Origin of the sequence: Streptomyces sp. MP131-18, from assembly GCF_001984575.1 — a bacterium.
GTDB lineage: Bacteria > Actinomycetota > Actinomycetes > Streptomycetales > Streptomycetaceae > Streptomyces > Streptomyces johnsoniae.
Genome location: NZ_LZNS01000001.1, coordinates 3106663 through 3126627 on the forward strand (window position 1 = coordinate 3106663; position 19965 = coordinate 3126627).

The following is a 19965-nucleotide window of genomic DNA, read 5'->3' on the forward strand; positions in this document are numbered from 1 at the left end:
CGCAACGGGTGCCGTCGCGGACCGGCCTCAGCGATCAGCCGTCAAACGCCCCGCCCCGCACCGCGGCGACGAATCCGGACCAGCCCCCCGCCGGGAGGACAAGCACAGCACCACTGCGGTTCTTGCTGTCCCGCACCGGAACAACACCGGGAACGCCGCCGGCAACCTCCAGGCAACTGCCACCGTCGCCACCGCTGTAGCTGGACTTGCGCCAGGCCGAGAGCTGCGACACGTCAGGGATGCTTTTGCTCCGCATGCTCGTACTCCTCCGCCACCGACTCGATCAACTGAAGGGACGCCTCGAGGGACAACGCGGCGGCCCTAGCCAGATCATATGCGTCCCGATAGCGCCTCACCGTCGCCGGATCGTCGTTCAGCGCTCCCGTGTAAAGCACTTCGAAGTACACCTCATCGGGCCCATCCGAGAAGCGCATGAGAGTCGTCATGGTGCTCAGGAACGGATGAGCGCCCGCCGAGAACGGCAGTACCTGTACCTGTACCCGCCCGGATCGGATCAGCGCGGCAATGTGCCGCAACTGCTCCGCCATCACGCCCCGACCGCCAACGACCGTGCGCAGCACGCTCTCACCCAGGATGGCCCACATCCGGGGCTTCAACGGGTCTTCGAGGATGCGGGCACGGCCGATCCTATTGACAACGCGTTCGTCAAGCTCTTTCGCCGGAAGGCTGGGCTCGGTCCCGAGGGCAAGGGCCCGTGCATAGGCCGCTGTCTGCAACAGGCCGGGCACGGAGCCGACCGCGTACTCCTCGATAACGTCGGCCCGTCGTTCCGACTCCGCCGCGTCCCTGAAGTGCGGCGGAAACTGGCCCTCGTCGAGCGTGGGCAGCCATCGTTCGAAAAACTTCCCCGAACCCAGCTCCTTGTCGATTCGCCGCGCGTCCTCAAGTCGTGGCCGCCTCCTTCCCGCCTCGATGTGGGCGATCATCGACGGAGACATGATCACCGCGTCCCCCAGGGACTGCTGGGTATGCCCGGCCTCCTGTCGCCGCAGGAACAGTTCCTCGCCGTACTTCCGCCGCGTCATCGCCGGTTCCTGGCCACCACGGCGCGTCGAATCGTTGGTCACAGCTCAACTCCCGTCTTGTCCGCGGCCGTGGAGGGGTGCGGCTCCTTCCACCGTAGCCACGCCACCGGCAATCTGTATCCGAATCAGCACACACAGCAACGATCGAGTGGTGATCCGATGAGCTACGACCGCGAGCGCGGCCAGGCCGCTCAGGAGCCGGGACTCCGGCTACTCCCCTGGGAGACGCCGGAGGGCAAGCCGTGTTTTCTGCGCACGGACAACAGCGAGAGTCTGCTCTCGCGCGTCGCTGACGATCTAGAGGAGGCGCAACTCCGGGCGGGCGCCGAGGTGCTGGCCGACGCGGAAACCGTTCTGGCCGACCGGGCCGCAGGACCGCTGGCGCTCCGGGTCGCGCTCGGGCGGACCACCACCGCTCTCGGCCACGCGATCCGCATCGCCGACAGCCGCGCCGCCCGCCCGACCCCGCGCGTGCCTGGCCCGGACGGCCCCACCCCGAATGGGTGAAGGGTCCCGAACTCGCCGCACGCGCCTCGCCCGGGGCGCTACGGTGCCGTCGGGCGGCCGTTGCGGCGTAGCCTGGCGGGTGACGAGGGCCGTTGCGGACGGTGTGAGGAGAGATCGCGATGAGCGTCCATCCCGTTACTCAACCAGGGGGACCCCAGCGGCCCGATCCCACCGACCTGCTGATCGCGATCGAAGAGGCGTCCCAGGAGCCGATCCGGCCCGAGTACGTCGAGGGGTTGATCCTCGTGCCACCGCAGCCCGACCACGAGCACAACGCAGCGGCCTTCGAGCTGAGCAGCCAGCTGCGCTCCGCCGGGTTCGCTCTCGCGGGCCTCGGCAATGGCTACCGGGTGGGACTCGGCGACGGCCGGACTATTGCCCTGCTGATCCCGGACTTCTATGTGCTCCGCCGCGAGCCGACCGATCTCGACGAGGCCTACCGGGCGGCGCGCAAGGGCTGGTATCCCATCGACATGCTCGCCCTCGCGGGTGAGGTGACGTCGGGCAACCACGAGACCGACACGGGGCCCAAGCTCCGTGCCTACGCGACAGCCGGGGTCCCCGTGTACGTTCTGGTGCACCGCCAGGAGGGCCGGGCCTACGTCCACTCGGACCCCGCACCCGCTTCTGGGATGCCGGCCGAGAGCCACTACCGGGCCGTCGCCTCCGTCGAACTCGGCGGCAAGCTCCAACTGCCCGAGCCCTACCCGGCGCTCGACACCGGATTCCTCGCCCGGCGGGCTTGACGCCGCTCGTCGATAGGATCGGCCGCGTGGAGAAGGCGGAGGCCCAAGAAGTACCCGACGTGGTCGAGGATGTTTTCGACGGTCAGGCGACCGGCGTCGGAGTGGAGCAGGAGGACCGAACGGCCCGGAGCCGGATTCCGTAATCGTGAAACCGTGGGACCCGGCGCAGATCCGCGTCACCACCAGTACGTTCTCGCTGCGAAACATCCTGGACATGATCGACGAGGGGTCGCTGGAGCTGGCCTCGGACTTCCAGCGCGGCGTGGCGCGGAAGGTCGAAGAAAAGTTTCGCCTCGTGGAATCTTTGCTCTCCAGATCCCCCTGCCCGCGTTCTACTTCGCCGAGGACAGCGATGGGGCCTTCCGGGTCGTGGACGGTCTACAGCGGCTCTCCACCCTCCACGCCTTCGTCCGGGGCGGTGACCAAGGCTTCCCCGCCTCAAAGGGCTGGATTACCTGGAGCGGAACAGCAGCAGCTTCCCGGACCTGCCCATGCAGTGGCAGCGCCGCGTCAACAATACCCAGCTCGTGATGAACGTCATCGACCCGAGGACGCCGTCCGACGTCATGTACGACATCTTCAAGCGCAGCAACACCGGCGGTACCCCGCTGCACGCGCAGAGATCCGGCACTGCATGAGCAAGGACCGCAGCCGGAGCGTTCTCAAGCACATGACGGGCATGCGCGAGTTCAACACCGCGGCATTTTCGTCGGCCACCTCGACACCTGAGGGCCCGCTTCCCTCACGGGACGCGGGCCCTCGGGCACAAGGAGTTGCCGAACGGCTCAGGCGTCCTTCTCGTCCTTCTTCTCGTCCCCGGCGTCCGCGGACTCCGCGGTCTCCTGGGACTCGTCGGCCGCGGTGTCCTGCTTCGCCAGGTCCGCGGTCGGTGCCTGCTCCTGCTCCTTCACGGAGCGCCGCGTCGCGGCCTCGGCCTCGCCGACCGCCTCCTGCTGCACGGTCAGCGCCTCGACCAGCTCGATGACGGCCATGGGCGCGTTGTCGCCGCGCCGCGGGCCGATCTTCGTGATGCGGGTGTAGCCGCCGGGCCGGTTGGCGAACTTGGGCCCGATCTCCGTGAACAGCGTGTGCACGACGCTCTTGTCGCGGATGGTCTGCATCACCTGGCGGCGGTTGTGCAGGTCGCCCTTCTTCGCCTTGGTGATCAGACGCTCGGCCACCGGGCGCAGCCGCCGGGCCTTCGCGACGGTCGTGGTGATGCGGCCGTGCTCGAACAGCGCGGTCGCGAGGTTCGCCACGAGCATCCGCTCGTGGGCGGGGCTGCCGCCCAGCCTGCGGCCCTTGGTAGGCGTCGGCATGTCTCTCTCCTGTCGGGTCTGCACCGGCCGTACCAGGTACCGGTGTCAGCGGACGCCCCCGGGTGGTCCCGGGAACGTGCGCCCCCGGCGCGCGGGGCGCCGGAGGCGGGCCGCACCGGCCGTGCCAGGTACCGGTGTCGGCATGGCGCCGAGGGCGCGGGTCAGTACTGCTCGGTCTCCACGAAGCCCGTGTCGCCGTCGTCCTCCGCGCCGAAGGCGTCGGCCGCGGTGGTCGGGTCGAATCCGGGCGGGCTGTCCTTGAGGGCCAGGCCCATGCCGGCCAGCTTCGCCTTGACCTCGTCGATCGACTTGGCACCGAAGTTGCGGATGTCCAGCAGGTCCGCCTCGGAACGGGCCACCAGCTCGCCCACCGAGTGGATGCCCTCACGCTTGAGGCAGTTGTAGGAGCGGACCGTCAGCTCCAGCTCCTCGATCGGCAGTGCCAGGTCGGCGGCGAGCGCGGCGTCCGTCGGGGACGGGCCCATGTCGATGCCCTCGGCGTCGACATTCAGCTCGCGCGCCAGGCCGAACAGCTCGACGAGGGTCTTGCCCGCGGATGCCATGGCGTCGCGCGGACGCATGGCCTCCTTGGTCTCCACGTCGACGATCAGCTTGTCGAAGTCGGTGCGCTGCTCGACACGGGTGGCCTCCACCTTGTAGGTGACCTTCAGCACGGGGCTGTAGATGGAGTCCACCGGGATGCGGCCGATCTCCTGGCCGAGCTGCTTGTTCTGCACGGCGGAGACGTAGCCGCGACCGCGCTCGACGGTCAGCTCCATCTCCAGCTTGCCCTTGTTGTTCAGCGTGGCCAGGACCAGGTCGGGGTTGTGCACCTCGACGCCGGCCGGCGGGGCGATGTCCGCGGCGGTCACCAGGCCCGGGCCCTGCTTGCGCAGGTACATCACGACCGGCTCGTCGTGCTCGGAGGAGACGACGAGCTGCTTGATGTTGAGGATGAGGTCGGTCACGTCCTCCTTGACGCCCGGCACGGTGGTGAACTCGTGCAGTACGCCGTCGATGCGGATGCTGGTGACAGCCGCACCGGGGATGGAGGACAGCAGCGTACGCCGCAGGGAATTGCCGAGGGTGTAGCCGAAGCCCGGCTCCAGCGGCTCGATCACGAACCGGGAACGGAACTCGTCGACGACCTCTTCGGTCAGGGAAGGACGCTGAGCGATCAGCATGTTACGACTCCAGTCTTCGGCACCCGCTATTTGATGCCGAGCCAGACGATGTGTACTTCAAGGGTACGGGCGGAGCCGCGTTCCTCACGCGACCCCGCCCGCGCCCGGGTCGGGCTTACTTCGAGTAGAGCTCGACGATGAGCTGCTCCTGCACCTGGGTGTCGATCACCTGGCGCTCGGGCAGCGAGTGGACGAGGATGCGCAGCCGCGACGGGATGGACTCCAGCCACGCCGGCACCGTCTTGTCCCCGGCCTCCGCGACGGCGACCTGGAAGGGGGTCAGCGCACGGGAGGACTCACGGACCTCGACGATGTCGTTCGGCGACACCCGCGCCGAGGGAATGTCGTTCTTCCGGCCGTTGAGCAGGATGTGCCCGTGCCGGACGAGCTGACGGGCGTGGTCGCGGGACTTGGCGAAGCCGGCCCGGTAGACCACGTTGTCCAGGCGGGACTCGAGGATGCGCAGCAGGTTTTCACCTGTCTTGCCCTGCTGGCGGTTCGCCTCGTTGTAATACCCGCGAAACTGCTTCTCCAGAACACCGTAGATACGCGCGCACTTCTGCTTCTCACGCTTCTGAAGCAGGTACTCGCTGTCCTTGGTGCGCCCGCGCCCGTGCTCACCCGGGGGGTAAGGACGGATCTCGATCGGGCACTTAGCGCTCTCGCACTTGGCTCCCTTGAGGAAGAGCTTCTGCTTCTCCCGACGGCAACGCTTGCAGTCGGCCCCGGTGTAACGCGCCATGATTTCTTCTCGTCTCCTACTTCACCTGGTCAGACACGGCGGCGCTTGGGAGGGCGGCAGCCGTTGTGCGGGGTCGGGGTCACGTCCTGGATCGAGCCGACCTCGAGGCCGGTCGCCTGGAGGGACCGGATCGCGGTCTCACGGCCGGAGCCGGGACCCTTGACGAAGACGTCGACCTTGCGCATCCCGTGCTCCTGGGCCCGGCGAGCGGCATTCTCCGCGGCCATCTGCGCGGCGAACGGCGTCGACTTGCGCGACCCCTTGAAGCCGACGTGGCCGGCGGAGGCCCAGGAGATCACGTTCCCGGTGGGGTCGGTGATCGAGACGATCGTGTTGTTGAACGTGCTCTTGATGTGGGCGTGCCCATGAGCAACGTTCTTCTTTTCCTTGCGGCGCACCTTCTTGGCGCCGGCTGTACGGCCCTTCGGAGGCATGTGCTTGGTCTCTCCCGTGGAGGTGGTCGGTCCTTGTGCACGGACCGGTGTCGGCGTCCGTGCGGACTACTTCTTGCCCGGCTTCTTCTTGCCGGCGATCGCGCGACGCGGACCCTTGCGGGTGCGGGCGTTGGTCTTGGTGCGCTGGCCGTGGACGGGCAGGCCGCGGCGGTGGCGCAGCCCCTCGTAGCACTGGATCTCGACCTTGCGACGGATGTCGGCCTGGATCTCGCGACGGAGGTCACCCTCGGTCCTGAAGTTGTTGTCCACGTACTCGCGGATCTTGACGAGGTCCTCCTCGGCCAGATCACGCACGCGGGTGTCCGGGTGCACCCCGGTCTGGGTGAGCGTCTCCTTGGCAAGGGTGCGACCGATGCCGAAGACGTAGGTGAGAGCGACCTCGACGCGCTTTTCGCGCGGGAGATCGACGCCTGCGAGGCGTGCCATGGATGTGGCTCCTGATGTTCGGGAGGTCTGCCGCAGCACCGTTCCCGACTGCCACGTCGGGTCCCCGGCCTCCGACCGGGGGTATCGTCCCCGCGCTGCGCGAGGGGTCGGGCGTCTGCGTTATTCATATGTCGCGCGAAAAAGAACTACGAAAGTGCGGTCAGCCCTGACGCTGCTTGTGGCGCAGGTTCTCGCAGATGACCATGACGCGCCCGTGGCGGCGGATCACCTTGCACTTGTCGCAGATCTTCTTGACGCTCGGCCTGACCTTCATGGGGTGAAGCTCTCCGGGTCGTGTGAGAAACGATCTGCTTGATCTACTTGTAGCGGTAGACGATCCGCCCGCGGGTCAGGTCGTAGGGAGACAGCTCCACCACGACCCGGTCGTCGGGAAGAATACGGATATAGTGCATCCGCATCTTGCCGCTGATGTGCGCGAGGACCTGGTGTCCGTTCTGGAGCTCTACCTTGAACATCGCGTTCGGCAGGGACTCGACAACGGTGCCCTCGATCTCGATGGCCCCTTGTTTTTTGGCCATGCTTGAGCGCTTCACCTTCCGGGATCGGCTACCTGGATGGCCCTGGGCAGACGGGTACACCAGGACCGACAAGCCAGTCTACGACACCCTACTCAAAAAGACGAATCCATGATCTTTCCCCGAAAAGAAGATCATTAAGCCAGCGGATCGGGCGCGGCCGTCACGCCCAGCTCGGCCAGCTTCGCCCGGCCGCCGTCCTGCGCGGTCAGCACCAGCGGGCCCTCCTCGGTCAGCGCGACCGAGTGCTCCCAGTGGGAGGCCCAGGTGCCGTCGTTCGTCTTCACGGTCCACTCGTCCGCCAGCACGTGGGTCTTGGCCGTGCCCAGCGAGACCATCGGCTCGATCGCCAGGCAGAACCCGGGGATCAGCCGCGGCCCGCGGCCTCGCCTGCGGTCCACGTAGTTCAGCAGGTGCGGGTCCATGTGCATCTCGGTCCCGATGCCGTGCCCGCCGTAGCTCTCGATGATCCCGTACTTGCCCGATGCCGGCAGCGGCTGCCGCCTGATGTAGCCCTCGATCGCCTTCGAGATGTCGACCAGCCGGTTGCCCTTGCGCATGGCCGCGATCCCGGCCCACAGGGACTCCTCGGTCACCCGGCTCAGCTCGTGCAGCTGCTCGGGGTGCCCGTCGCCGACGAAGACGGTGAGCGCCGCGTCGGCGTGCCAGCCGTCGACGATCGCGCCGGCGTCGATGGAGATGAGGTCTCCGGCCTTCAACACGGTCTCCCGGCCCGGGATGCCGTGCACCACCACGTCGTTCACCGAGGTGCAGATCGTCGCGGGGAAGCCGCCGTAACCCAGGAAGTTGGGCTTGGCGTCGCGCTCGGCGAGCACGGTGGCGGCCACGTCGTCCAGGTCCTTGGTACTGGCTCCCGGCACCGCGGCCTCGGCGCACCTGCGGTGTATTTCGGCGACGACGAGGCCCGCCGCGCGCATCTTCGCGATCTGCTCAGGGCTCTTGATCTCCACCATCCGCGGACTCCTCGCTACTCGCCGCGTCCGGGCAGCGCGTCCAGCGCGCGCCGCGTCACCTCGGGCACCGGGGCCAGCGCCGAGATCGTCGAGACCAGGCCCTGCTCGCGGTAGTACCCGATGATCGGCTCCGTCTCCTCGTGGTACACCGCGAGTCGCTTCCTGACGGTCTCCTCGCGGTCGTCCTCGCGCTGGTACAGCTCCCCGCCGCACACGTCGCAGACGCCCTCCGTGCGCGGCGGCTTGTTCTGCACGTGGAACGTGTGACTGCTGTCGTTCCGGCAGGTGCGGCGGCCGGCGATGCGCCGGACCACCTCGTCCTCGGGGACCTCCAGGTCCAGCACCGCGTCCAGCTTCTCCCCGGACTCGGCGAGCAGCGAGTCCAGCGCCTTCGCCTGGGCGATGTTGCGCGGGAACCCGTCCAGCAGGAAGCCGCTCGCGGCGTCCTGCTGCGCCATCCGGTCGGCGGCCATCGCCACCGTGACCTCGTCCGGGACCAGCCCGCCCTCACGGAGGATCTCGTCCACCTGCCGGCCCAGCTCTGTGCCCTGGCGGATGTTGGCGCGGAAGAGGTCGCCGGTCGAAATGTGCGGGATGGCAAGGCGCTCGGCAAGCAGCGTGGCCTGCGTGCCCTTGCCGGCGCCCGGTGGTCCGACGAGGACAATTCGCATCAGCGGAGGAACCCTTCGTAATTGCGCTGGTGAAGCTGACTCTCGATCTGCCGCACCGTTTCGAGACCGACACCCACGATGATCAGGATGGATGTCCCGCCGAACGGGAAGTCCTGCTGCGCGTTGAACATCACCAGCGCCACCGTGGGCACCAGAGCGATGAGACCCAGGTAGAGCGATCCGGGCCACGTGATGCGGTTGAGCACGTAGCTCAGGTACTCGACCGTGGGACGGCCTGCCCGGATTCCCGGGATGAATCCACCATACTTCTTCATATTCTCGGCCACGTCTTCGGGGTTGAACGTGATGGCCACGTAGAAGAAGGCGAAGAACACGATGAGCAGGAAGTACGTGATGATGTAGTACGGGTGGTCGCCACCGGTGAAGTACCGCTGGACCCAGTCGGTCCAGCCGCCCGAGTCCGTACCGGCGAACTGCACCAGCAGCTGCGGGATGTACAGCAGCGAGGACGCGAAGATGACGGGAATCACACCGGCCTGGTTGACCTTGAGCGGGATGTATGTCGACGTACCGCCATAGGACCGGCGGCCGATCATCCGTTTCGCGTACTGCACCGGGATGCGGCGCTGCGCCAGCTCCACGAAGACCACGAGGCCGACCATCGCCAGGCCGCAGGCCACCACGACGCCGAACTCGATCCAGCCGTCCGCGAGGCTGCCCTGCTGCTTGATCTGCCAGAGCGAGCCGGGGAACCCGGCGGCGATCGACACGAACATCAGCATCGACATGCCGTTGCCGATACCGCGGTCGGTGATCAGCTCACCCATCCACATGATCAGGGCGGTCGCGGAAGTCAACGCGACGACCATCAGCACCGTGGCGAAGATGGAGTCGTCGGGAATGATGTCGTTTCTGACGGTGCACTGGGGGAAGAGGGTGCCGCTGCGGGCCGTCGCCACCAGCCCCGTAGCCTGGAGGACCGCCAGCGCCATCGTCAGATAACGCGTGTACTGTGTGATCTTCGCCTGGCCGGACTGCCCCTCCTTCTTCAGCGCCTCCAGCCTCGGAATCACCACGACGAGCAGCTGGAGAATAATGCTCGCGGTGATGTAGGGCATGATGCCCAGTGCGAAGATGGTCAGTTGCAGCAGCGCCCCGCCGCTGAACATGTTGACCAGACCGAACAGGCCGGAGCCGGCCCCGGCGGCATCGGCCTCCTCCACACACTGTTCGACGTTCTGGAAGCTGACACCCGGCACCGGCACATGCTGGCCGAAACGGAACACCACGACGATGCCGAGGGTGAAGAGCAGCTTCTTACGCAGGTCGGGCGTCTGAAACGCCCGGGCGAACGCGGTGAGCACGGCTCCTCCTGCGCCCCCCGCGGTGAGCGCGAGAGGTGACGGTCTTGAACTCCAACGGACATGACAGATCTGGTGACGACAACGGACGCCACCTTACCGGCGTAAGTGTCAGGCCGGAACGACTGACCGGGGATGCCTATGCCTCAGGCACCCCCGGTCACTCACAGATCCGGCCAATCGCCCGCCGATTCAGGAACGCTCGGTGACGGTGCCACCCGCCGCGGTGATCTTTTCCTTGGCGGAGGCCGAGACGGCATCCACCGTCACGGTCAGCGCCACGGAGATGTCCCCGCTGCCAAGCACCTTGACCAGCTCGTTCTTGCGCACCGCGCCCTTGGCCACCAGGTCGGCGACCGTCACGTCCCCGCCTTCGGGGTAGAGCGCGGCGAGCCGCTCCACGTTGACGACCTGATAGTTCTTGTGGGCCGGGTTCTTGAAGCCCTTGAGCTTCGGAAGCCGCTGGATCAACGGCAATTGCCCGCCCTCGAAGCCCGCCCTGACCTGGTACCTGGCCTTGGTGCCCTTGGTACCACGGCCGGCGGTCTTGCCCTTGGACGCCTCACCACGGCCCACGCGGACCTTGGCCTTCTTGGCGCCGGGGGCGGGCCTGAGGTCGTGGAGCTTGAGCGGAGCGCCGCCCGAGCCCTCCGTGCTCTCCTTCTTGGAAAGCTCGGCCATCTCAGTCCACCTCCTCGACCGTCACCAGATGCCGCACGGTGTTGGCCATGCCGCGGATCTCCGGGCGGTCCTCCTTGACGACCACGTCGTTGATACGCCGCAGCCCGAGCGAGCGCAGCGTGTCCCGGTGGTTCTGCTTGCTCCCGATACGGGACTTCACCTGGGTGATCTTCAGCTGTGCCATCACGCACCCACTCCGGCGCGGGCCCGCAGCAGCGCCGCGGGGGCCACGTCCTCGAGCGGCAGCCCACGGCGGGCGGCGATCTCCTCCGGGCGCTGAAGACCCTTAAGAGCACCCACCGTGGCGTGCACGATGTTGATCGGGTTCGCCGATCCGAGTGACTTGCTCAGCACGTCGTGAATGCCCGCGCACTCCAGCACGGCACGCACCGGGCCACCCGCGATCACACCGGTACCGGGCGAGGCCGGCTTCAGCAGAACGACGCCCGCGGCCTCCTCACCCTGGATCGGGTGCGGGATGGTGCCCTGAATCCGGGGGACCTTGAAGAAGTGCTTCTTGGCCTCCTCCACACCCTTGGCGATGGCGGCCGGCACCTCCTTGGCCTTGCCGTAACCGACACCCACGGTGCCGTCACCGTCGCCCACCACGACCAGCGCGGTAAAGCTGAAGCGACGACCACCCTTCACAACCTTGGCGACGCGGTTGATCGCGACGACGCGTTCGACGTACGCGGTCTTCTCGGCGGCAGCGCCGCCGTCCCGGCCCTTACGGTCCCGCCGCTCGCCACCGGCGCCGCCACCGCGGCGCTGGGGTCCAGCCATTGGAATTACCTCTCTCGATTCTGTCGACGGGACCGGCTCAGAACTTGAGTCCAGCCTCGCGTGCGGCGTCGGCCAGCGCGGCGACGCGGCCGGCGTACCGGCTGCCGCCACGGTCGAACACGACGGCCTCGACGCCCGCGGCCTTGGCGCGCTCGGCAACGAGGGCACCGACCTGCTTGGCCTTGTTGCTCTTGTCGCCCTCGTTACCCCGGATGGACACGTCCAGCGAGGAGGCGGAGGCGACCGTGTGCCCGACCGTGTCGTCCACGACCTGCGCCACCATGTGGCGGTTGGACCGCGTGACGACCAGGCGCGGGCGCTCGGCGGTACCCGAGATCTTCTTGCGGATACGCACGTGCCGACGCTTGGCCGCCGCCCGCTTCCGGGCGTCGCCCTTGGCAATCTTGACACCGTATGCCATGGCTACTTACCAGCCTTTCCGACCTTGCGGCGGATGACTTCGCCCTCGTACTTCACGCCCTTGGCCTTGTACGGGTCGGGCTTCCGCAGCTTGCGGATGTTCGCCGCGACCTCGCCGACCTTCTGCTTGTCGATGCCCTCGACGCTGAAGCGGGTCGGGGTCTCGACGTTGAACGCGATGCCTTCCGGCGGCTCGACCAGAATCGGGTGGCTGTACCCGAGCGAGAACTCCAGGTTGGAGCCCTTGGCCTGGACACGGTAACCGACGCCGCTGATCTCCAGCTTCTTCACGTATCCCTGCGTCACACCGGTGATCATGTTGGCCACCAGCGTGCGGGACAGGCCGTGCAGGGCGCGATTCCGGGTCTCGTCGTTCGGACGGGACACCAGGATGGCCCCGTCCTCGCCACGGGCCACCTCGATGGGTGACGCGATGGTGTGGGACAGGGCGCCCTTGGGGCCCTTCACCGCGACCGTGCGGCCGTCGATGTTGATGTCCACGCCGGCGGGAACCGGGATCGGCTGCTTGCCAATTCGCGACATGGCTTTTCCTCCGTTCCCTTCGTCACCAGACGTAGGCGAGGACTTCCCCGCCCACGCCCTTCTTCTGCGCCTGCTTGTCGGTGAGCAGTCCGTTGGACGTGGAGATGATCGCCACGCCCAGGCCGCCGAGCACCTTCGGCAGGCTGGTGGACTTCGCGTAGACCCGAAGGCCCGGCTTCGAAATCCGCTTGATGCCGGCGATCGAGCGCTCGCGGTTCGGACCGTACTTGAGCTCGAGGACCAGGTGCTTGCCCACCTGGGCGTCCTCGGTCTTCCAGCCGGTGATGTAGCCCTCCTGCTGGAGGATCTCCGCGATGTGCGACTTGATCTTGCTGTGCGGCATCACGACGGAGTCGTGGTACGCCGAGTTCGCGTTCCGCAGACGGGTCAGCATGTCTGCGATCGGATCGGTCATGGTCATAAAACGGCCTTCGGCCTCTCTCGCCGGGGTTTCCTCGTCCGTGTACATCCACACACGCGGGACCTACGGCGTAGTCGGTTTTACCAGGAGCTCTTGGTGACGCCCGGCAGTTCGCCCCGGTGCGCCATCTCGCGGAGGCACACACGGCACAGGCCGAACTTGCGGTACACGGAATGGGGCCGGCCGCAGCGCTGGCAGCGCGTGTAGCCACGCACGGCGAACTTCGGCTTGCGGGCGGCCTTGGCGATCAGAGCCTTCTTCGCCACAGCTCACGCCTCCTTGAAGGGGAAACCGAGGAGACGCAGCAGGCTACGGCCCTCCTCGTCGGTGTTCGCCGTGGTGACGACGGTGATGTCCATACCGCGAACGCGGTCGATGCGGTCGGGGTCGATCTCGTGGAACATGACCTGCTCGGTGAGACCGAACGTGTAGTTGCCCCGGCCGTCGAACTGCTTCGGCGACAGACCGCGGAAGTCACGAATCCGCGGCAGCGCCAGGGACAGCAGCCGGTCCAGGAACTCCCACATGCGGTCGCCGCGCAGCGTCACGTGCGCGCCGATCGGCTGGCCCTCGCGCAGCTTGAACTGCGCGATGGACCGGCGGGCCTTGGTCACCGTGGCCTTCTGGCCGGTGATCGTGGCGAGGTCGCGCACGGCGCCCTCGATCAGCTTGGAGTCGCGGGCGGCTTCGCCCACGCCCATGTTGACCACGATCTTGGTCAGACCGGGCACCTGCATGACGTTCGCATACTTGAACTCGTCACGCAGCTTGCCCGCGATCTCTTCGCGGTAGCGCGTCTTCAGACGCGGCGCGGTGGGGGTGGTGGTGGCAGTGGTCATCAGATGTCCTCACCGGTCCGGCGGGCGACGCGGATCTTGTTGCCGTCGTCGTCGAAGCGGAAACCGACCTTGGTGGTGACCTTCTTGCCGTCCTTCTCCACCACGAGCGCAACGTTGCTCACGTGGACCGGGGCCTCGGTCGTGATGATGCCACCGGTCTTGGAACCGCGCTGGGTCGTGCCGGCCTTGACGTGCTTCTTGACCCGGTTGACACCCTCGACCAGGACGCGGTCCTCGCGCGGGTAGGCAACGATGACCTTGCCCTGCTTGCCCCTGTCCTTGCCGGTGATGACCTGGACCAGGTCACCCTTCTTGATCTTCATGCTTACAGCACCTCCGGCGCGAGGGAGATGATCTTCATGAACTTCTTCTCGCGCAGCTCACGGCCCACCGGGCCGAAGATACGGGTGCCACGGGGGTCGCCGTCGTTCCGCAGAATGACTGCGGCGTTCTCGTCGAAACGAATGTACGAACCGTCCGGCCGCCTGCGCTCCTTCACGGCGCGCACGACGACGGCCTTGACGACGTCGCCCTTCTTCACGTTGCCACCGGGGATCGCGTCCTTGACGGTGGCGACGATGACGTCACCGATGCCCGCGTAGCGGCGCCCTGATCCGCCGAGCACGCGGATGCAGAGAATCTCCTTTGCACCCGTGTTGTCGGCGACGCGCAGTCGCGACTCCTGCTGGATCATTGGTTACTTCGCCTTCTCCAGAATCTCCACGACGCGCCAGCGCTTGGTCGCGGACAGCGGACGGGTCTCCATCAGAAGAACGCGGTCACCGACGCCGGCGGCATTCTGCTCGTCGTGCGCCTTGAGCTTGCTCGTGCGGCGGATGATCTTGCCGTACAGGGCGTGCTTGACCCGGTCCTCGACAGCGACAACGACGGTTTTGTCCATCTTGTCGCTGACGACCAGACCCTCGCGGGTCTTCCGCCGGCCGCGCTCAGTCGTCGTCTCAGTCACAGTCTTCTCACTCATCAGGCGTTCTCCACCGCCTCGGCGACGGGCTCCACCGTCTCGATGCCGAGCGCACGCTCCTGCATGACGGTGTAGATCCGGGCGATGTCCTTACGGACGGCCTTCAGCCGGCTGTTGTTCTCCAGCTGGCCGGTCGCCGCCTGGAACCGGAGCCTGAACAGCTCCTCCTTCGCCTCGCGCAGCTTCACAACGAGCTCCTCGTTGTTCAGCTCCCGCAGCTCGGCGGGCTTGGTACCGGCAGCCATCACGCCTCACCTGCCTCGCGCCGGACGATCCGGCACTTCATCGGGAGCTTGTGCGCGGCGCGGATCAGCGCCTCACGAGCGATCTTCTCGTTCGGGTAGGACAGCTCGAACATCACGCGCCCCGGCTTGACGTTCGCCACCCACCACTCGGGCGAGCCCTTACCTGAACCCATGCGGGTCTCGGCGGGCTTCTTGGTCAGCGGACGGTCCGGGTAAATGTTGATCCACACCTTGCCGCCACGCTTGATGTGCCGGGTCATCGAGATACGTGCGGCCTCGATCTGCCGGTTCGTCACGTAGGCGCCGGTGACGGCCTGGATGCCGTACTCACCGAAGGCGACCTCGGTGCCGCCCTTGGCAGCACCCTTGCGCTTGGGGTGGTGCTGCTTGCGGTACTTGACCTTGCGAGGGATCAGCATGGTCTCAGCTCTCCGTTCCCGACGTGCTCTCGGCGGCCGGAGCGGCAGCGGCGGGAGCCTCGGCCTTCTGAGCCTCGGCGGGCTGTCCGCCGCCCTGCTGCTGCGGCCTGCGTCCGCGGCCGCCGCGCTCGCCACGGCCACCACGGGCCGGACGGTCACCGCCGGCGCCACCACCGCGCGCGGGGCGGTTGCCCGCACGGGCCGCGGCGTTCTCGGCACGGACCTCGGCGATGTTCTTGACGTCGCCCTTGTAGATCCAGACCTTGACACCGATGCGGCCGAAGGTGGTGCGGGCCTCGAAGAACCCGTAGTCCACGTTGGCGCGCAGCGTGTGCAGCGGCACCCGGCCCTCGCGGTAGAACTCGGAACGGGACATCTCGGCGCCGCCGAGACGGCCGCCGCACTGGATCTTGATGCCCTTGGCGCCCGCCTTCATCGTGCTCTGCATCGACTTGCGCATGGCACGCCGGAACGAGACGCGGGAGGACAGCTGCTCGGCGACCGCCTGGGCCACCAGCTGGGCGTCCAGCTCGGGGTTCTTGACCTCGAGGATGTTGAACTGGATCTGCTTGCCGGTCAGCTTCTCCAGGTTGCCGCGCAGCCGGTCGGCCTCCGCACCACGGCGGCCGATGACGATGCCCGGCCGGGCGGTGTGGACGTCGACGCGGACGCGGTCGCGGGTGCGCTCGATCTCCACCTTGGAGATACCGGCGCGCTCCATGCCCTGGGTGAGCATGCGGCGGATCGCGACGTCTTCCTTGACGTAGTCCTTGTACAGCTTGTCGGCGTACCAGCGCGACTTGAAGTCGGTCGTGACGCCGAGACGGAACCCGTGCGGGTTTACCTTCTGGCCCATTACCGGGTCCCTTCCTTGCTGCTGACGACCACCGTGATATGGCTGGTCCGCTTACGGATCCGGTAGGCGCGGCCCTGGGCACGCGGCCGGAACCGCTTCAGGGTCGGGCCCTCGTCGACGTACGCCTCCTTGATGTAGAGGTCGTCGACGTCCGTGTGGTTGTAGTTGTGCGCCGCGTTGGCGATGGCGCTGTCCAGCACCTTCCCCACCGGAACACTGGCGGCCTGCGGGGCGAAACGCAGGACCGCCTGAGCCTCCGTGGCGTTCATGCCACGGATGAGGTCCACCACACGGCGGGCCTTCATGGGCGTGACGCGGATGTACCGCGCGATAGCCCTGGCTTCCATGGTTGTCCCTTCAGTGTCGGTCATGATCTGCACACCCCGCTCAGCGCCGCCGCGACTTGCGGTCGTCCTTCACGTGGCCGCGGAAGGTGCGGGTCGGCGCGAACTCGCCGAGCTTGTGGCCGACCATCGACTCGTTGATGAACACCGGGACGTGCTTGCGGCCGTCGTGCACCGCGATGGTGTGGCCCAGCATCGCCGGGACGATCATCGAGCGGCGCGACCAGGTCTTGATGACGTTTTTGGTTCCGGCTTCGTTCTGCGTATCCACCTTCTTGATCAGGTGGTCGTCGACGAAGGGTCCCTTCTTGAGACTGCGCGGCATCCGGGCCTGCTCCTAGCGCTTCTTGTTCGTCTTGCGGCGGCGGACGATGTACTTGTTGCTTGCCTTCTTGGGCGAGCGCGTACGGCCTTCCTTCTTGCCCCAGGGCGAGACCGGGTGGCGGCCACCCGAGGTCCTGCCCTCGCCACCACCGTGCGGGTGGTCGACAGGGTTCATCACGACGCCGCGGACGCTGGGCCGGACGCCCTTCCAGCGCATCCGGCCGGCCTTGCCCCAGTTGATGTTCGACTGCTCGGCGTTGCCGACCTCGCCGACCGTGGCGCGGCAGCGCACGTCGACCAGCCGGATCTCACCGGAAGGCATGCGCAGGTGGGCCATGCGGCCCTCCTTGGCGAGCAGCTGCACCGAGGCACCGGCGGAACGGGCGAACTTCGCGCCGCCGCCGGGCTGGAGCTCGATCGCGTGGATGACGGTACCCACCGGAATGTTGCGCAGCGGCAGGTTGTTGCCGGGCTTGATGTCGGCGCCGGCACCGTTCTCCACGCGGTCGCCCTGCTTCAGGTGCGCCGGCGCGATGATGTAGCGCTTCTCGCCGTCCGCGTAGTGCAGCAGCGCGATGCGGGCCGTGCGGTTCGGGTCGTACTCGATGTGCGCGACCTTGGCGGGCACACCGTCCTTGTCATGCCGACGGAAGTCGATCACACGGTAGGCGCGCTTGTGGCCACCGCCCTGATGGCGGACGGCTACGCGACCGGCGTTGTCCCGGCCACCCTTGCTGTGCAGGGGGCGGACCAGCGACTTCTCCGGCGTGGACCGCGTGACCTCGACGAAGTCGGCGACGCTGGCGCCTCGACGGCCCGGAGTCGTCGGCTTGTACTTGCGGATTCCCATTTCTTAGTCCTCGTCCGGTATCGGACGGACCGGTGCTCCCGTCAGGAGGCGACCGGCCCGCCGAAGATGTCGATGCTTTCGCCCTCGGCGAGGGTCACGATGGCGCGCTTGGTGCTCGCACGCCTGCCGAAGCCGGTCCGGGTGCGCTTGCGCTTGCCCTGCCGGTTGATGGTGTGGACCGAGGTGACCTTGACCGAGAAGACCGCCTGGACGGCCTGCTTGATCTGGGTCTTGTTGGCGCGCGGGTCGACGATGAACGTGTACTTGTTCTCGTCGAGGAGCGCGTAGCTCTTCTCGGACACCACGGGCTTGATCAGGATGTCGTGCGGGTCCGGGAAGTGCTTGCTCGAGATGTCGGTGACGGTGGCGTCAGTCATCAGGCGTCACTCCCTTCGGGCTGCTTGTCGAACGCGACCTTGTCGGCGCTGCGGCCGGCCACGAAGCGCTCGAAGGCGGCCTTGGTGAACACGACGTCGTCTGAGTCCAGCACGTCGTAGGTGTTGAGCTGGCCCGGGTCGAGCAGGTGCACCCGGGGCAGGTTGCGGGCCGAGAGCCACGCGGTCTCGTCGGAACGCTCCGCGACGAGCAGCACCTTCTTGCGGTCGCTGATCTTGCCCAGCAGGGACTTGGCGGCCTTGGTGGAGATGTCCCCGTCCACGACGCCGGTGACGACGTGGATGCGGTTGTGCCTGGCCCGGTCGGTGAGGGCACCGCGCAGCGCGGCGGCCTTCATCTTCTTCGGGGTCCGCTGCGAGTAGTCGCGCGGCACGGGGCCGTGCACGACGCCACCGCCGGCGAACTGCGGCGCACGGACGGAGCCCTGGCGGGCGCGGCCGGTGCCCTTCTGGCGGTACGGCTTCTTGCCTCCGCCGCGGACCTCGCCACGGGTCTTGGTCTTGTGCGTGCCCTGGCGGGCGGCCGCCAGCTGGGCGACGACGACCTGGTGGATCAGCGGGATGCTGACCCGGGCGTCGAAGATCTCCGCGGGGAGCTCGACGGTCCCGGTCTTCTCGCCGGCCGGCGAAAGGATGTCAACGGTGCTCATGATGGGATCAGGCCCCCTTGGCCGCGGTGCGGACCAGGACGAGGCCGCCGTTGGGGCCGGGCACCGCGCCCTTGATGAGCAGCAGGCCCTTCTCCGCGTCAACGGCGTGGACGGTCAGGTTCTGGGTGGTGACGCGCTCGTTGCCCATACGGCCGGCCATGCGCACGCCCTTGAACACGCGGCCCGGGGTGGCGCAGCCGCCGATGGAGCCGGGCGAGCGGTGCTTGCGCTGGGTGCCGTGCGAGGCGCCGAGGCCGTGGAAGCCGTGGCGCTTCATGACACCGGCGGTGCCCTTGCCCTTGCTGGTGCCGGTCACGTCGACCCGGACGCCGGACTCGAACACCTCGGCGGTGACTTCCTGGCCGAGGGTGTATTCGGCGGCGTCCCCGGTGCGGATCTCCACCAGGTGACGGCGGGGAGTGACGTCGGCCTTGGCGAAGTGGCCCTTGAGGGGCTTGTTCACCTTGCGCGGGTCGATCTCGCCGAACGCGATCTGGACGGACTCGTAGCCGTCCCTGTCGTTGGTGCGGACCTGGGTGACGACACAGGGCCCGGCCTTGACCACGGTCACGGGAACGATGCGGTTGCTGTCGTCCCAGACCTGGGTCATGCCGAGCTTCTCGCCCAGGACGCCCTTGATCTGCTTGGTCATCTCTCTTCCGCGCCTCTCAGAGCTTGATCTCGATGTCGACGCCGGCCGGCAGGTCCAGGCGCATCAGCGAGTCAACGGTCTTGGGGGTCGGGTCGAGAATGTCGATCAGCCGCTTGTGCGTGCGCATCTCGAAGTGCTCGCGCGAGTCCTTGTACTTGTGCGGCGACTTGATGACGCAGTACACATTCTTCTCAGTGGGCAGCGGCACCGGGCCCGCGACCGACGCACCCGTGCGGGTCACCGTCTCGACGATCTTCTTCGCCGAGTTGTCGATGACCTCGTGGTCGTAGGCCTTGAGCCGAATGCGGATCTTCTGTCCCGCCATGGCTACTTCGTAGTCCTGTCTCTCGTCAACGCTCTGGAACCCGGGGCCGCACCTCCCCTCGCTCCGACCCACGCGGTCGGGTGTGTCGCACTCGTTCCCAGAGTTCGCCGCTGGGGCACCTCCCAGCCGACAGGCTGGGGGAGGTTTCCTCTGCGAGGAGTGGGGGGAGAACTTCCACCGGGCGCCTGGTCGATACCCCGCCAACGCTTCCCGGAAGATCCCGGTATTTCCACCTCTGCCGCTGTGACCAGGGCATATATGGGGTGACGAATACAGTGGGACTCGCTTCCGGTCCTCCCGGCGGGAGG

Annotated in this window: 36 protein-coding genes; 3 read left to right on the plus strand and 33 right to left on the minus strand. The window is 67.3% G+C overall.

Translation table 11 applies throughout. The features are described 5' to 3' along the window. Positions 1–34: 34 nt before the first annotated feature. Positions 35–256, minus strand: a complete 222-nt coding sequence (locus tag STBA_RS13730) for a DUF397 domain-containing protein (RefSeq protein WP_077059527.1) — start codon at positions 254–256, stop codon at positions 35–37. Continuing rightward, complete coding sequence (locus STBA_RS13735) at positions 234–1088, minus strand: helix-turn-helix transcriptional regulator (RefSeq protein ID WP_253194718.1); 855 nt, start codon at positions 1086–1088, stop codon at positions 234–236. Before STBA_RS13735 ends, STBA_RS13730 begins: the two co-directional genes overlap by 23 nt. 117 nt (positions 1089–1205) lie before the next feature. Between STBA_RS13735 and STBA_RS13740 the strand changes: the two genes are divergently transcribed. From STBA_RS13740 to STBA_RS37780, 3 genes are all read left to right on the plus strand, one after another. Next, a complete protein-coding gene (locus tag STBA_RS13740) occupies positions 1206–1553 on the plus strand; it encodes a hypothetical protein (RefSeq protein WP_077059529.1) in 348 nt (115 codons plus the stop codon). Between the two features lie 119 nt (positions 1554–1672). Further along, a complete protein-coding gene (locus STBA_RS13745) occupies positions 1673–2299 on the plus strand; it encodes a Uma2 family endonuclease (protein ID WP_077059530.1) in 627 nt (208 codons plus the stop codon). A gap of 491 nt (positions 2300–2790) precedes the next feature. Further along, on the plus strand, positions 2791–2937 hold the full coding sequence (locus STBA_RS37780; RefSeq protein WP_171987703.1) for a hypothetical protein: 147 nt from the start codon (positions 2791–2793) through the stop codon (positions 2935–2937). Positions 2938–3084: 147 nt separating this feature from the next. On the opposite strand, the gene rplQ is transcribed toward STBA_RS37780, so the two are convergent. The 31 genes from rplQ to rpsJ all read right to left on the minus strand — a co-directional run bounded on the left by rplQ (position 3085) and on the right by rpsJ (position 19657). Then, positions 3085–3618: a 50S ribosomal protein L17 gene (gene rplQ, locus STBA_RS13750; RefSeq protein ID WP_077059531.1), complete on the minus strand. Its 534-nt coding sequence runs from the start codon at positions 3616–3618 to the stop codon at positions 3085–3087. Positions 3619–3779: 161 nt separating this feature from the next. Continuing rightward, positions 3780–4802, minus strand: a complete 1023-nt coding sequence (locus tag STBA_RS13755; RefSeq protein ID WP_077059532.1) for a DNA-directed RNA polymerase subunit alpha — start codon at positions 4800–4802, stop codon at positions 3780–3782. A gap of 115 nt (positions 4803–4917) precedes the next feature. After that, the gene (gene rpsD, locus STBA_RS13760) at positions 4918–5544 is read right to left on the minus strand and encodes a 30S ribosomal protein S4 (protein ID WP_077059533.1); all 627 of its coding nucleotides are present in this window, start codon (positions 5542–5544) and stop codon (positions 4918–4920) included. Positions 5545–5573: 29 nt separating this feature from the next. Then, complete coding sequence (gene rpsK / locus STBA_RS13765) at positions 5574–5978, minus strand: 30S ribosomal protein S11 (RefSeq protein ID WP_016473404.1); 405 nt, start codon at positions 5976–5978, stop codon at positions 5574–5576. A 66-nt stretch (positions 5979–6044) separates the two neighbouring features. Then, the gene (gene rpsM, locus STBA_RS13770) at positions 6045–6425 is read right to left on the minus strand and encodes a 30S ribosomal protein S13 (protein WP_077059534.1); all 381 of its coding nucleotides are present in this window, start codon (positions 6423–6425) and stop codon (positions 6045–6047) included. 160 nt (positions 6426–6585) lie between these two features. Next, positions 6586–6699 (minus strand): 50S ribosomal protein L36, encoded by a 114-nt coding sequence (gene rpmJ / locus STBA_RS13775; RefSeq protein ID WP_049567412.1) that lies wholly within the window; start codon positions 6697–6699, stop codon positions 6586–6588. A 43-nt stretch (positions 6700–6742) separates the two neighbouring features. Continuing rightward, on the minus strand, positions 6743–6964 hold the full coding sequence (gene infA, locus STBA_RS13780) for a translation initiation factor IF-1 (protein ID WP_003948620.1): 222 nt from the start codon (positions 6962–6964) through the stop codon (positions 6743–6745). Between the two features lie 134 nt (positions 6965–7098). Continuing rightward, the gene (gene map / locus STBA_RS13785) at positions 7099–7935 is read right to left on the minus strand and encodes a type I methionyl aminopeptidase (protein ID WP_077059535.1); all 837 of its coding nucleotides are present in this window, start codon (positions 7933–7935) and stop codon (positions 7099–7101) included. A 14-nt stretch (positions 7936–7949) separates the two neighbouring features. After that, positions 7950–8606 (minus strand): adenylate kinase, encoded by a 657-nt coding sequence (locus STBA_RS13790; protein ID WP_077059536.1) that lies wholly within the window; start codon positions 8604–8606, stop codon positions 7950–7952. After that, on the minus strand, positions 8606–9931 hold the full coding sequence (secY, locus tag STBA_RS13795; protein ID WP_077059537.1) for a preprotein translocase subunit SecY: 1326 nt from the start codon (positions 9929–9931) through the stop codon (positions 8606–8608). The genes STBA_RS13790 and secY overlap by 1 nt, the downstream gene beginning before the upstream one ends. 189 nt (positions 9932–10120) lie before the next feature. After that, positions 10121–10609: a 50S ribosomal protein L15 gene (gene rplO, locus STBA_RS13800; protein WP_077059538.1), complete on the minus strand. Its 489-nt coding sequence runs from the start codon at positions 10607–10609 to the stop codon at positions 10121–10123. Position 10610: 1 nt separating this feature from the next. Continuing rightward, entirely contained in the window at positions 10611–10793 is a 183-nt protein-coding gene (gene rpmD / locus STBA_RS13805) for a 50S ribosomal protein L30 (protein ID WP_077059539.1), read from the minus strand. Further along, positions 10793–11392: a 30S ribosomal protein S5 gene (rpsE, locus tag STBA_RS13810; RefSeq protein ID WP_077059540.1), complete on the minus strand. Its 600-nt coding sequence runs from the start codon at positions 11390–11392 to the stop codon at positions 10793–10795. The genes rpmD and rpsE overlap by 1 nt, the downstream gene beginning before the upstream one ends. Positions 11393–11429: 37 nt before the next feature. After that, on the minus strand, positions 11430–11813 hold the full coding sequence (gene rplR, locus STBA_RS13815) for a 50S ribosomal protein L18 (protein WP_077059541.1): 384 nt from the start codon (positions 11811–11813) through the stop codon (positions 11430–11432). Positions 11814–11815: 2 nt separating this feature from the next. Further along, entirely contained in the window at positions 11816–12355 is a 540-nt protein-coding gene (gene rplF, locus STBA_RS13820) for a 50S ribosomal protein L6 (protein ID WP_077059542.1), read from the minus strand. A gap of 22 nt (positions 12356–12377) precedes the next feature. After that, entirely contained in the window at positions 12378–12776 is a 399-nt protein-coding gene (rpsH, locus tag STBA_RS13825) for a 30S ribosomal protein S8 (RefSeq protein WP_077059543.1), read from the minus strand. 80 nt (positions 12777–12856) lie between these two features. Beyond that, positions 12857–13042, minus strand: coding sequence for a type Z 30S ribosomal protein S14 (locus STBA_RS13830; protein ID WP_049567381.1), 186 nt, complete (start codon positions 13040–13042; stop codon positions 12857–12859). Between the two features lie 3 nt (positions 13043–13045). Next, positions 13046–13615 carry a 50S ribosomal protein L5 gene (gene rplE, locus STBA_RS13835; protein ID WP_077059544.1) on the minus strand — a complete coding sequence of 190 codons (570 nt, stop codon included), beginning with the start codon at positions 13613–13615 and terminating at the stop codon, positions 13046–13048. Then, positions 13615–13938 (minus strand): 50S ribosomal protein L24, encoded by a 324-nt coding sequence (gene rplX / locus STBA_RS13840; protein ID WP_077059545.1) that lies wholly within the window; start codon positions 13936–13938, stop codon positions 13615–13617. Before rplX ends, rplE begins: the two co-directional genes overlap by 1 nt. Positions 13939–13940: 2 nt before the next feature. Beyond that, entirely contained in the window at positions 13941–14309 is a 369-nt protein-coding gene (gene rplN, locus STBA_RS36485; RefSeq protein WP_107485047.1) for a 50S ribosomal protein L14, read from the minus strand. 3 nt (positions 14310–14312) lie between these two features. After that, positions 14313–14597: a 30S ribosomal protein S17 gene (gene rpsQ / locus STBA_RS36490; RefSeq protein WP_086158587.1), complete on the minus strand. Its 285-nt coding sequence runs from the start codon at positions 14595–14597 to the stop codon at positions 14313–14315. Next, positions 14597–14842: a 50S ribosomal protein L29 gene (gene rpmC / locus STBA_RS13850; RefSeq protein ID WP_077059546.1), complete on the minus strand. Its 246-nt coding sequence runs from the start codon at positions 14840–14842 to the stop codon at positions 14597–14599. Before rpmC ends, rpsQ begins: the two co-directional genes overlap by 1 nt. Further along, the gene (rplP, locus tag STBA_RS13855) at positions 14842–15261 is read right to left on the minus strand and encodes a 50S ribosomal protein L16 (RefSeq protein ID WP_077059547.1); all 420 of its coding nucleotides are present in this window, start codon (positions 15259–15261) and stop codon (positions 14842–14844) included. Before rplP ends, rpmC begins: the two co-directional genes overlap by 1 nt. 4 nt (positions 15262–15265) lie before the next feature. Beyond that, the gene (rpsC, locus tag STBA_RS13860) at positions 15266–16117 is read right to left on the minus strand and encodes a 30S ribosomal protein S3 (RefSeq protein ID WP_077059548.1); all 852 of its coding nucleotides are present in this window, start codon (positions 16115–16117) and stop codon (positions 15266–15268) included. Beyond that, a complete protein-coding gene (gene rplV, locus STBA_RS13865) occupies positions 16117–16464 on the minus strand; it encodes a 50S ribosomal protein L22 (protein ID WP_077059549.1) in 348 nt (115 codons plus the stop codon). The genes rpsC and rplV overlap by 1 nt, the downstream gene beginning before the upstream one ends. A gap of 40 nt (positions 16465–16504) precedes the next feature. Continuing rightward, entirely contained in the window at positions 16505–16786 is a 282-nt protein-coding gene (rpsS, locus tag STBA_RS13870; RefSeq protein ID WP_077059550.1) for a 30S ribosomal protein S19, read from the minus strand. A 12-nt stretch (positions 16787–16798) separates the two neighbouring features. Next, positions 16799–17635, minus strand: a complete 837-nt coding sequence (gene rplB, locus STBA_RS13875; RefSeq protein WP_077059551.1) for a 50S ribosomal protein L2 — start codon at positions 17633–17635, stop codon at positions 16799–16801. A gap of 41 nt (positions 17636–17676) precedes the next feature. Then, a complete protein-coding gene (gene rplW, locus STBA_RS13880; RefSeq protein WP_077059552.1) occupies positions 17677–18012 on the minus strand; it encodes a 50S ribosomal protein L23 in 336 nt (111 codons plus the stop codon). Continuing rightward, positions 18012–18680 carry a 50S ribosomal protein L4 gene (gene rplD / locus STBA_RS13885; protein ID WP_077059553.1) on the minus strand — a complete coding sequence of 223 codons (669 nt, stop codon included), beginning with the start codon at positions 18678–18680 and terminating at the stop codon, positions 18012–18014. Before rplD ends, rplW begins: the two co-directional genes overlap by 1 nt. A 7-nt stretch (positions 18681–18687) precedes the next feature. Further along, on the minus strand, positions 18688–19332 hold the full coding sequence (rplC, locus tag STBA_RS13890; protein ID WP_077059554.1) for a 50S ribosomal protein L3: 645 nt from the start codon (positions 19330–19332) through the stop codon (positions 18688–18690). 16 nt (positions 19333–19348) lie between these two features. Next, positions 19349–19657: a 30S ribosomal protein S10 gene (rpsJ, locus tag STBA_RS13895; protein ID WP_016473429.1), complete on the minus strand. Its 309-nt coding sequence runs from the start codon at positions 19655–19657 to the stop codon at positions 19349–19351. Positions 19658–19965 lie beyond the last annotated feature (308 nt).

Bases quoted from the DNA above. Each gene is read 5' to 3' on its own strand.
- rpmD (WP_077059539.1), bottom strand. From the start codon at position 10,793: ATGGCACAGCTGAAGATCACCCAGGTGAAGTCCCGTATCGGGAGCAAG.
- map (WP_077059535.1), bottom strand. From the start codon at position 7,935: ATGGTGGAGATCAAGAGCCCTGAGCAGATCGCGAAGATGCGCGCGGCG.
- rplQ (WP_077059531.1), bottom strand. From the start codon at position 3,618: ATGCCGACGCCTACCAAGGGCCGCAGGCTGGGCGGCAGCCCCGCCCAC.
- STBA_RS37780 (WP_171987703.1), top strand. From the start codon at position 2,791: ATGCAGTGGCAGCGCCGCGTCAACAATACCCAGCTCGTGATGAACGTC.
- rpmJ (WP_049567412.1), bottom strand. From the start codon at position 6,699: ATGAAGGTCAGGCCGAGCGTCAAGAAGATCTGCGACAAGTGCAAGGTG.
- rplX (WP_077059545.1), bottom strand. From the start codon at position 13,938: ATGAAGATCAAGAAGGGTGACCTGGTCCAGGTCATCACCGGCAAGGAC.
- rplC (WP_077059554.1), bottom strand. From the start codon at position 19,332: ATGACCAAGCAGATCAAGGGCGTCCTGGGCGAGAAGCTCGGCATGACC.
- rpsH (WP_077059543.1), bottom strand. From the start codon at position 12,776: ATGACCATGACCGATCCGATCGCAGACATGCTGACCCGTCTGCGGAAC.
- STBA_RS13745 (WP_077059530.1), top strand. From the start codon at position 1,673: ATGAGCGTCCATCCCGTTACTCAACCAGGGGGACCCCAGCGGCCCGAT.
- rplO (WP_077059538.1), bottom strand. From the start codon at position 10,609: ATGGCCGAGCTTTCCAAGAAGGAGAGCACGGAGGGCTCGGGCGGCGCT.
- rpsJ (WP_016473429.1), bottom strand. From the start codon at position 19,657: ATGGCGGGACAGAAGATCCGCATTCGGCTCAAGGCCTACGACCACGAG.
- rpsM (WP_077059534.1), bottom strand. From the start codon at position 6,425: ATGGCACGCCTCGCAGGCGTCGATCTCCCGCGCGAAAAGCGCGTCGAG.
- rplD (WP_077059553.1), bottom strand. From the start codon at position 18,680: ATGAGCACCGTTGACATCCTTTCGCCGGCCGGCGAGAAGACCGGGACC.
- rpmC (WP_077059546.1), bottom strand. From the start codon at position 14,842: ATGGCTGCCGGTACCAAGCCCGCCGAGCTGCGGGAGCTGAACAACGAG.
- rpsC (WP_077059548.1), bottom strand. From the start codon at position 16,117: ATGGGCCAGAAGGTAAACCCGCACGGGTTCCGTCTCGGCGTCACGACC.
- infA (WP_003948620.1), bottom strand. From the start codon at position 6,964: ATGGCCAAAAAACAAGGGGCCATCGAGATCGAGGGCACCGTTGTCGAG.
- STBA_RS13730 (WP_077059527.1), bottom strand. From the start codon at position 256: ATGCGGAGCAAAAGCATCCCTGACGTGTCGCAGCTCTCGGCCTGGCGC.
- rpsQ (WP_086158587.1), bottom strand. From the start codon at position 14,597: ATGAGTGAGAAGACTGTGACTGAGACGACGACTGAGCGCGGCCGGCGG.
- rplF (WP_077059542.1), bottom strand. From the start codon at position 12,355: ATGTCGCGAATTGGCAAGCAGCCGATCCCGGTTCCCGCCGGCGTGGAC.
- rpsE (WP_077059540.1), bottom strand. From the start codon at position 11,392: ATGGCTGGACCCCAGCGCCGCGGTGGCGGCGCCGGTGGCGAGCGGCGG.
- rplW (WP_077059552.1), bottom strand. From the start codon at position 18,012: ATGACTGACGCCACCGTCACCGACATCTCGAGCAAGCACTTCCCGGAC.
- rplR (WP_077059541.1), bottom strand. From the start codon at position 11,813: ATGGCATACGGTGTCAAGATTGCCAAGGGCGACGCCCGGAAGCGGGCG.
- rplV (WP_077059549.1), bottom strand. From the start codon at position 16,464: ATGGAAGCCAGGGCTATCGCGCGGTACATCCGCGTCACGCCCATGAAG.
- rplP (WP_077059547.1), bottom strand. From the start codon at position 15,261: ATGCTGATCCCTCGCAAGGTCAAGTACCGCAAGCAGCACCACCCCAAG.
- rpsD (WP_077059533.1), bottom strand. From the start codon at position 5,544: ATGGCGCGTTACACCGGGGCCGACTGCAAGCGTTGCCGTCGGGAGAAG.
- STBA_RS13755 (WP_077059532.1), bottom strand. From the start codon at position 4,802: ATGCTGATCGCTCAGCGTCCTTCCCTGACCGAAGAGGTCGTCGACGAG.
- rplB (WP_077059551.1), bottom strand. From the start codon at position 17,635: ATGGGAATCCGCAAGTACAAGCCGACGACTCCGGGCCGTCGAGGCGCC.
- STBA_RS13740 (WP_077059529.1), top strand. From the start codon at position 1,206: ATGAGCTACGACCGCGAGCGCGGCCAGGCCGCTCAGGAGCCGGGACTC.
- rplE (WP_077059544.1), bottom strand. From the start codon at position 13,615: ATGACCACTGCCACCACCACCCCCACCGCGCCGCGTCTGAAGACGCGC.
- rplN (WP_107485047.1), bottom strand. From the start codon at position 14,309: ATGATCCAGCAGGAGTCGCGACTGCGCGTCGCCGACAACACGGGTGCA.
- rpsS (WP_077059550.1), bottom strand. From the start codon at position 16,786: ATGCCGCGCAGTCTCAAGAAGGGACCCTTCGTCGACGACCACCTGATC.
- rpsK (WP_016473404.1), bottom strand. From the start codon at position 5,978: ATGCCTCCGAAGGGCCGTACAGCCGGCGCCAAGAAGGTGCGCCGCAAG.
- STBA_RS13790 (WP_077059536.1), bottom strand. From the start codon at position 8,606: ATGCGAATTGTCCTCGTCGGACCACCGGGCGCCGGCAAGGGCACGCAG.